Origin of the sequence: Nocardioides sp. NPDC004968, assembly GCF_040608935.1 — a bacterium.
GTDB lineage: Bacteria > Actinomycetota > Actinomycetes > Propionibacteriales > Nocardioidaceae > Nocardioides.
The window spans coordinates 20,864-28,854 of the sequence record NZ_JBEXJF010000054.1 but is presented as its reverse complement, the minus strand read 5'-3'; the positions used below and the strand labels follow the sequence as shown (position 1 = coordinate 28,854).

Here is a 7,991-nt window from a genome sequence, read left to right as displayed (position 1 = left end):
TCGAGCCGTAACCTGCTGCGCATCAAGCCGGTCCTCGGGTCGCCCGGACCGAAAGGTCCGGGCCTTCGTGATTTCAGGGCCCGAGCTGGGGGTCGTCGGTCAGCCGGAACGTCGTCCGGTACGCCGTCGGCGTGATGCCGAGCGTGCGGTGGAAGTGGCGGCGCAGGGTGGTGGCGGTGCCCATGCCGCAGCTGGTCGCGATCTGGTCGATCGACGCATCGGTGCTCTCGAGCAGCTCCTGAGCGCGGGCCAGCCGTTGACGGTGGAGCCAGTCGAGCGGGCTGGCCTCCAGCTCCGTCTGCATCCGGCGGGTGAGCTGGCGGGGGCTGAGGTGGGCCTTGGCGGCGAGGTCGGCGACGGCGAGGGGCTGGTCGAGTCGAGCGCGGGCCCACTCGAGAGTAGGGGCGAGCCCGTCCGGGCTGCGTGGCGCCGCTGGCGGGGTGATGAACTGAGCCTGTCCGCCGGTGCGGTGGGCGGGTACGACCATCCGCCTGGCCATGGCGTTGGCCACGGCGGCGCCATAGTCGCGGCGTACCAGGTGCAGGCAGAGGTCGAGCGCTGCAGTCTTGCCTGCGGAGGTGAGCACGCCCCCGTCGTCGACGTAGAGGATGTCGGGCTGTACGTCGACCTGGGGGTAGCGGCGGGCGAGGTCTTCGGCGTGCATCCAGTGAGTGGTGGCCACGCGGCCGTCGAGCACGCCTGCGGCCGCCAGCACGAACGCGCCGGTGCAGAGGGCGGCAAGTCGGGTGCCTCGCCGCTGGGCGGCGACGAGGGCGTCGATGAGCGCCGGGTCCACTCGGTCGTCGAGCTCGTCGGCCGAGGGCACGACGACGGTGTCGACGTGGGCGATCTCCGCGTAACCGGCGGTGCGCACATTGGGTAGCCATGGATGGGGACCGCCTTCAGCGGTGCAGATCACGAGGTCGTACCACTCGCCTGCGGGGGCCCGGTCCGGGCGGTCGGTGCCGAAGATCTCGGAGGCGATCGCAACCTCGTAGAGCATCGCGGTGTCGTGCAGGACGAGCGCAATCCGGTGCATGTCGCAAACTGTACGGTGCATGTCATTTCGGACACTCGTCTCGGCGGCCCGACCTCGACAGGATCGAGGCATGAACACGAACGAACGAGTCCTTGTCTATGGCGCCACCGGTCACACGGGGCGCTTCGTCGTCGACGAGCTGCTGCGCCGCGGGCTCGAGCCCGTGCTCGCCGGCCGCGACGCCGAGCGACTGGCCGCTGGTCCCGCGCGGTACGCCGGCCTCGAGCGGAGGGTGGCCACGCTGGCGGACCCGGCCGGCCTCCGACGTGCCCTGTCCGGGACCGCGGCCGTCGTCAATTGTGCGGGTCCCTTCCTGGACACCGCGCTTCCGCTGGCCCGGGCAGCCGTCGACGCCGGCGCGCACTACCTCGACGTCACGGCCGAGCAGCCGGTCGTGCAGGCGCTGTACCGCGACCTCGACGCGCCCGCCCGGTCGGCGAACGTGGCTGTCGTCCCGGCGATGGCGTTCTACGGTGGCCTCGCCGACCTGCTCGTCACGGCACTCCTCGAAGGGCGTTCGCACGCAGAGGTGGTCGACGTGGCCATCGGTCTGGACCGGTGGTGGCCGACCGCGGGGACGCGCGTGACCGGGGTGCGGAACACCGCGACCCGACTGGTCATCCGCGATGGTGTGCTGGCACCCCTCGAGAGTCCTGCGCCCTTCGAGACGTGGACCTTCGACGAGCCGCTGGGTGAACAGGCCGTCGTCCAGCTGCCGTTCTCCGAGGTGATCACCATCGACCGTCACCTGGAGGTGAAGGAGCTGCGCTCTCATCTCAACACCGGCTCGCTCGACGAGCTTCGCGACGCCGACACACCGGCGCCAGAGGCCGTCGACCAACGTGGCCGCTCGGCCCAGAGGTTCTTCGTCGACGTCGTGGCTCGAGACGGCGGCGACGTACGTCGAGCGAGCGTGAGTGGTCGTGACATCTACGCCGTCAGTGCGCCGATCATCGTCGAGGGTGTCGCCCGCCTCCTGGATGGGCGCCATCACGGATCCGGTGCCTGCGCACCGGGTCAGGTCTTCGACGCCGCAGACGTCCTGAGGGCTCTTCAGCGGGACGGCGCGATCGCGACTTGTTACGAATCTTGACACACCTGTGGACGGACTGCTGACCCCCGGTGCTGACCAGTTGATGTCGCATGCCGACGACCGTTGCGTCGGCCAGCTCAACGCGTCGGACTCCTCGGGTGCGCTCAGCACCGACCAGGTGTTCCGGCCGGGTGCTGACTTCGCCGCCTTCGACCGGGCGATGGCCGACAACGAGCCGGGCCGGCTTGCGCCGTCGGTGCCGGTGTTCCTAGCGCAGGGCGACGGTGACACCACCGTGCTGCCGGCATGGACGCAGGCGCTGACGTCCCAGCTGACCGCCAACGGTGTTGCTGTCACCTCCGAGACGTACGCCGGGGTCGACCACCGCGGCGTGATCGCCGCTTCGTACGACGACGTCACCGGGTGGATCGACGGGCTCCACGGTCAGAGCTGACCTGCTTCGGCGCTGCTCTCGTCGCCCTACGCCGAGTCCGGCTACTCGCCGTGGACGCTGACTCGGAGGAGGATGCCGTCATGGCCGTCGACGTGCTGGTGGAAACGACGATTCATCGATCGCCGGCCGAGGTGTCCGCGTACGCCGGCGATCCGACCAACGCGCCGACCTGGTACGCCAACATCCGCTCGGTCGAGTGGCGTACGGAGCCGCCGGTGCGGGTCGGGTCGAGGATGGACTTCGTCGCGCAGTTCCTGGGGCGCAGGCTGGCCTACACCTACGAGGTGGTCGAGTGGGTGCCGGGGGAGCGGCTGTTGATGCGTACGGCCGATGGACCGTTCCCGATGGAGACGACCTACACCTGGGAGCCTGCGGGGGAGGGTGGCACCCGGATGACGTTGCGCAACCGCGGCAACCCGTCCGGTTTCTCCCGGGTCGCTGCGCCGGTGATGGAGAGGGCCATGCGGCGAGCGACGACCAAGGACCTGGCCAGGCTCAAGGAGACCCTCGAGCCCTGACGACGAGGCAGTCAGCGAGCTCCTCACCGGGTCGGGGCGAACCCTCCCCAGACTGCGATGGAGTCGCCTGAGCTCTGGGCGTCGACGTGGTAGCTGTCGCGCTCGAGATTGCGGACACCAGTCGCGTGGTTGTACTGGCTGGCGAACTCGTGCTGTCCGGCCGGCACGGTGCGGCCCGGCTTGAGGTCCCAGCGGTAGAGCAGCGCACCGCCGGACTCCTGAACGGTGACCGTGAAGTCGTCGCTCGGCAGGGTCCGCCAGTGGCCGGTGTTTCGCACGCCGCCGGTCTGGGCAATGCGCATTTCCACGGTGACTGAGGTGAGCGGCTTGGTGGTCTTCAGGGTCAGGTTGTTCTGAGCCCAGTAGATGTTGCTGTTGGCGCCCAACGAGCCTTCGGACCACAACGGCCCGTCCTTGACCCGGCTGCCGTCCGACGGAGTTGGTCGCGCGCTGCCCGAGGTGGGGGCCGGGGCCGGAGCGGTAGTGGTGGGGCGGGCTGATGGCGTCGGAGCGGACGTGACGGTCGTGGTCGCGGACGGGGCCGTGGGAGTGGGTGCGGGTGTGGTGGCCGGCAGCAACGGATCTCCGCCGATGGCGGCGACAGCGACGGCGAGACCGCCGGTCGTCAGGGTGGCGGCGGCGACGAGACCGACGATCGCTGCCCGGGGCCCTGACCTCGCGATCGAACGTGTGCGGCGCCGGACACTGGGGTCGGCCGCGCCGCGCTCCACGCGCGCCAGGATCCGTGCGCGGTTGGGCTCGTGAGCCTCGGCGGCCTCTCGCAGCCGTCGGCTGATCTCGTCGTTCATCGGTTCCTCCCCCCTGTCGCCAATTCGCCGGCCGCTTCCGCGCCGAGCAATCGTTCCAGTTCGGCCATCCCCTTGGAGGTCTGGCTCTTCACCGTACCGACCGAGATGCCCAGCGCAGCGGCGGTGTCCTTCTCCGACAGGTCGAGGGCGTGGCGCATGACCACGCACGCCCGCTTACGGAACGGCAGCCGGGTGAGCGCGGCTCGGACGTCCAGCACGACCGCAGCGTCCGGCCCGTCCACCAGTTCCGTACTGAGGGACGAGAACAGCGCGACTCGCCGTCGCTCGCGCACGCTGCTCCGGATCCTTTCCCGCGCCAGATTGGCCACTACGCCGCGGGCGTAGGCGACCGGGTGTTGCGCTGCCCGCAACCGGTCCCAGCGCTGCCACAGGGCGACCAGCGCATCGGCGGCGAGGTCGTCCGCCGCATCCTTCTCGCCGGTCAAGAGGTGGGCGAGACGGGCCAGTTCGGAGTAGTGGCGTTCGAAGAAGTCGTGGAACTCTGCGGACACGTCGTCGTCGGCGAGCATCTCCCGCGGTTGCCCTCTCCCTACGATGTGCGCGTTAACAAATCGGCCTGAGCGTAGCAGCGCCCCGCACGGTCAGCGCCGGGCGAACTGGACCGGGGTCGGCTGCGCGACGTCCGGTTTGAGGGCGATCCCGCGGATGGTCAGCCGCTCACCGTAGATGTCGGTGATCCTGATCTTTCTGCCGCATCCGTTGCCGTCGGCGGCGAGGAAGTAGTTGTAGTCGGTGCGGGGCAACTTTCGCCAGCCGTTGGCGGTCCGGACCTCGAGCGCCGCCAACGGGTTGCGGTGACCGATCGCCTGGATGCCACACCAGTACTGACTGGACCCGTCCTTGTATCGGATGGAGATCGTGCCGGACGCGGCGGGGCTCAGCAGCGTCCAGGTGATCGGGAGCCGGCCGACGGAAAGGTCGGCGAGTTTGGCGAAGGCCTGTTGGCTGAGGTCGATCTGCCCGGGCGCGCAGGGCAACGGGCACTCGTTGACTATCCGCACCTTGATGGAGGCCCCGTTGGCCGCGCGGACCAGCACGTACGCCCCGCATGCCTTGGCCGACTCGTAGTCGGTGTGGTTCATCGCCGCGACCATGAGGTCGTCGGACGGGCCGTAGAGGCAGGCGCCATTCCCGTCGCCCGCCTCGTAGGCGGTCGCGACGCCCCGGTAACGGACGGCCGGCCTGATCCGTCCAGTCAACGACCCGGTGGACTCCGCGGATTCCGTGCGAGGGGTGCTGGAAGGCGTACGTGGCCTGCTTGTGGTCGACGGTGTTCGGGTACCGCGCGGCGATGGCAGCGGACTCGCGTCTGGTGGCTGCGCCGAAGCGATCGTCGCATCGGGTGCCGCGGTCGGAGAGCCGCTCGCCGACGCAGCCGTGACGGACCCGTCGGTGGAACGCCAGGCGTCGGTGCTGCCCCCGGTGAGGAGCACGGTGACGAGGCAGGCCACAACGCCGACAGCCAGCAGTGCCAGCGGAATGCCGATGGCCCGCCGTTGCTTGCGCAGCGGCTGCGCCGCGCCGTGATTCGTTGTCCTCATGTCCATCCGTTCGGTAGATCGAGTCGACGTTCCGCAGCGCAGTTGCCGCCGGCGCCGAAAAGGTTGCCGCCCCGGCGCAGCCCGCTGACGGGCCGGGGCTCGATGGGTCGTGGGGTCAGGACGGGTCGCCGTACTGCAGACCGCGTCCGTTGGTGCCGATGTAGACGCGGCCGTAGGTGTCGGGGTCGCCGGTGATGACGCCGACGGCGCCGATGGCGCCCCACTGGTGGGCCTTGTCGTTGACGCGGAGCCAGGTGGCGCCCTTGTCGGTGGAGCGGAAGACTCCGGTGGCGTCCTTGACGGTGCCGATCAGGTACAGGGCCTGGTAGCCGGTGCCCGGTTTGGCCTTGCCGAAGCCGAGGGCGGAGGCGGACTGCACCGATTTGAGCGTGGTGAAGTTCAGGCCGCCGTCGGTGGAGTGCAGCAGTCCCTTGTCACCGCCGGCGATCCACAGGTCCCCGGCGATGCCGGGCACGGCCGTGAGCCGGCCGGAGGGCAGGTTGGTGGCGCGGGCGGTGAAGGTCGCGCCGCCATCGGTGCTGGCGTGGAGCGTGCCGCCGGACAGTGAGTAGAAGGTCCTGGCCGAGGAGCGGTCGGCGACGACCACCGCGCCGTTGCCCAGACCGCTGACCTTCGACCAGCTCGCCCCCTTGTCGGTCGAGCGGTACGGGTCCTGACCCTCCTCGGTCCAGACGATGGCGGAGCCGTCCGCCGAGAGCGCGACCTGGCCGCTGTCGGCACTGCCCACCGGCTCCGACTTGAAGCCCTTCCAACTGCTGCCGCCGTCGGTGGAGTAGGCGCCGTCCTGCTCGGCGCCACGGCCGACGCGGACCATCACCGAGGGCTTGGACTGGGCGAAGTCGATGTCGGTGCTGGTGATCATCATCGGGTTCTTGAGCCGCCCGGCGGGCACCTTGGCCAGGGAGCCGGAGGTGCCGTAGCGGAAACCGCCGAGGTCACCCATGGAGGAGATGACGGTGGCGCCGCCGGGCGGGGCGATGGCGTCCAGCACCGCGGTCTCCTCCAGCCCTCGAGCGCCCACTCTCCAGTGGCTGGTGCCCCCGCTGTCGGTGGCGTTTGCGTCCTTGCTGCGCCAGATGCCGCTGCCGGTGCCGTACAGCACGTGCCCGGAGTTGAAAGGGTCGATGGCCAGGGCGGTCATCCAATGCCCGGTGCCGGTACCGACGTACGGAGCGCCGGAGGCGTTCCGCTTCGACTTGTCGGCCAGTGCCTTCCAGTGCGCGCCGCCGTCGGTGCTCCGGTAGATCTCGTCCTCGGGCCACCAGCGGTCGAGGGTGGTGACCATCACCGTGGAGGGCTTGCGCGGGTCGACGGCCAGACCGGAGAACCCGTAGCTGCCCTGCGACGGGGAGATGTTCTTCCACGCCCCGCCCTTCGGTGTGTACTTCCACACCGAGCCCGCCGTCGCGTCCATGGAGCCGGTGCTGTTGCTGTAGGACAGGTACAGCGAGCCGTCACCGGAGACCACACCGTGGTGCGGCATCTGGCCCGTGGGCTGCCCGGCCACGGCCTGCCAGGTGCGGCCGCTGTCGATGGAGCGGTACAGGGAGGTTGACGAGTCGCCGACACCGACGTAGATCGTCTTGCTGCCGGCCTTGCCGTACGTCACGAAGGAGATGCCCGCGCCGCTGCTCGCCCCGTCCTTGACGGGGAACGAGGAGACCTGACGCCATTTCACGCCGTGGTCGGTGCTGCGCCACAGGCCGTTCTTGCGGGTGCCCAGCAGCAGGGTCCCGTTGTCCGCGGGGTTGATCACCAGCCGTTCGCCCGCCCCGCGGCCGTCCTCGTTGGCGCCCAGCTTGAACGGCAGATTGGTGCGCTTGAAGGTGCGGCCCCGGTCGGTGGAGCGCAGGAGCGCGCCGTTGCCGGCCCACTCGTTGGTGTAGGTGCCGGACGCGAGGTAGAGCCGCTTCGGGTCGACCGGGTCGGTGGCCACCGAGTCGATGCCCAGCAGGTTCCAGTCCTTCTCGCCCAGCCAGTCGGTCAGCGGGATCCACTTCTCGGTCCTGGCGTTCCAGCGGTAGGCGCCGCCCATGTCGGTGCGCGCGTACAGCAGGCCCTTCTCACGCGGGTTGAACACCAGACCGGTGACGTAGCCGCCGCCCACCACCTGTGCGTTCTTCCATCTGTACGGTCCGGACCCGGCCGTCTTGGGCTGGGCCGACTTCACCAGTTTCCGCTGCTGGATACGGGTGTCGTCGGCGGTGGAGGAGCCGTTGGCGTCGAGCACCTTGCCACTGCGCTCAGAAGTCTGCTGGTCGTGGGCGCTGCCGTTGACCATCGCGGTCTGCGACTGCTCCTGCGCGAACAGGAGGTACGGCACGACGATGGCGGGCACGCCGACCAGCAGACCGGCGACGGTCCAGCGGCGGCGGTGACGCCCGCGGCGCGCGCGGTACGTGGGGTTGTTCATTGGGGGGATGTACTCCTTGCGTGTCGTTCCCGGAGGAAGGCGGATCCAGGCGACTGGATGACCTGGATCCGCTTCCTAGTGGTCACAGGCACTGCAAAGGGTTGCCGCTGGGCCGGGAACTTTTCAGGTCCGTCTGTCGCGG

At 69.8% G+C, this 7,991-nt stretch carries 8 protein-coding genes; 3 read left to right on the top strand and 5 right to left on the bottom strand.

All coding sequences use genetic code 11. From position 1 onward, the window contains the following. Positions 1-73: 73 nt before the first annotated feature. The gene (locus ABZU72_RS27455; RefSeq protein ID WP_355021945.1) at positions 74-1,039 is read right to left on the bottom strand and encodes a helix-turn-helix domain-containing protein; all 966 of its coding nucleotides are present in this window, start codon (positions 1,037-1,039) and stop codon (positions 74-76) included. A 70-nt stretch (positions 1,040-1,109) separates the two neighbouring features. Between ABZU72_RS27455 and ABZU72_RS27450 the strand changes: the two genes are divergently transcribed. From ABZU72_RS27450 to ABZU72_RS27440, 3 genes are read left to right on the top strand one after another with little or no spacing between them, the layout of a single operon-like run. Continuing rightward, on the top strand, positions 1,110-2,132 hold the full coding sequence (locus tag ABZU72_RS27450) for a saccharopine dehydrogenase NADP-binding domain-containing protein (RefSeq protein ID WP_355021944.1): 1,023 nt from the start codon (positions 1,110-1,112) through the stop codon (positions 2,130-2,132). Positions 2,133-2,139: 7 nt separating this feature from the next. Next, complete coding sequence (locus tag ABZU72_RS27445; RefSeq protein WP_355021943.1) at positions 2,140-2,526, top strand: hypothetical protein; 387 nt, start codon at positions 2,140-2,142, stop codon at positions 2,524-2,526. 50 nt (positions 2,527-2,576) lie between these two features. After that, the gene (locus ABZU72_RS27440; protein WP_355021942.1) at positions 2,577-3,044 is read left to right on the top strand and encodes an SRPBCC family protein; all 468 of its coding nucleotides are present in this window, start codon (positions 2,577-2,579) and stop codon (positions 3,042-3,044) included. Between the two features lie 23 nt (positions 3,045-3,067). Here ABZU72_RS27440 and ABZU72_RS27435 read toward each other — a convergent pair whose 3' ends face one another. From ABZU72_RS27435 to ABZU72_RS27420, 4 genes are all read right to left on the bottom strand, one after another. Then, complete coding sequence (locus ABZU72_RS27435) at positions 3,068-3,853, bottom strand: hypothetical protein (protein ID WP_355021941.1); 786 nt, start codon at positions 3,851-3,853, stop codon at positions 3,068-3,070. Then, positions 3,850-4,383: a SigE family RNA polymerase sigma factor gene (locus ABZU72_RS27430; RefSeq protein ID WP_355021940.1), complete on the bottom strand. Its 534-nt coding sequence runs from the start codon at positions 4,381-4,383 to the stop codon at positions 3,850-3,852. The genes ABZU72_RS27435 and ABZU72_RS27430 overlap by 4 nt, the downstream gene beginning before the upstream one ends. A gap of 72 nt (positions 4,384-4,455) precedes the next feature. Continuing rightward, positions 4,456-5,415: an expansin EXLX1 family cellulose-binding protein gene (locus ABZU72_RS27425; RefSeq protein WP_355021939.1), complete on the bottom strand. Its 960-nt coding sequence runs from the start codon at positions 5,413-5,415 to the stop codon at positions 4,456-4,458. 115 nt (positions 5,416-5,530) lie between these two features. Then, positions 5,531-7,849, bottom strand: a complete 2,319-nt coding sequence (locus ABZU72_RS27420; RefSeq protein WP_355021938.1) for a carbohydrate-binding protein — start codon at positions 7,847-7,849, stop codon at positions 5,531-5,533. Positions 7,850-7,991: the final 142 nt, after the last annotated feature.

Excerpts from the sequence above, each read along its gene's own strand:
- ABZU72_RS27425 (WP_355021939.1), bottom strand. The coding sequence starts at position 5,415 with ATGAGGACAACGAATCACGGCGCGGCGCAGCCGCTGCGCAAGCAACGG.
- ABZU72_RS27450 (WP_355021944.1), top strand. The coding sequence starts at position 1,110 with ATGAACACGAACGAACGAGTCCTTGTCTATGGCGCCACCGGTCACACG.
- ABZU72_RS27435 (WP_355021941.1), bottom strand. The coding sequence starts at position 3,853 with ATGAACGACGAGATCAGCCGACGGCTGCGAGAGGCCGCCGAGGCTCAC.
- ABZU72_RS27420 (WP_355021938.1), bottom strand. The coding sequence starts at position 7,849 with ATGAACAACCCCACGTACCGCGCGCGCCGCGGGCGTCACCGCCGCCGC.
- ABZU72_RS27455 (WP_355021945.1), bottom strand. The coding sequence starts at position 1,039 with ATGCACCGGATTGCGCTCGTCCTGCACGACACCGCGATGCTCTACGAG.
- ABZU72_RS27430 (WP_355021940.1), bottom strand. The coding sequence starts at position 4,383 with ATGCTCGCCGACGACGACGTGTCCGCAGAGTTCCACGACTTCTTCGAA.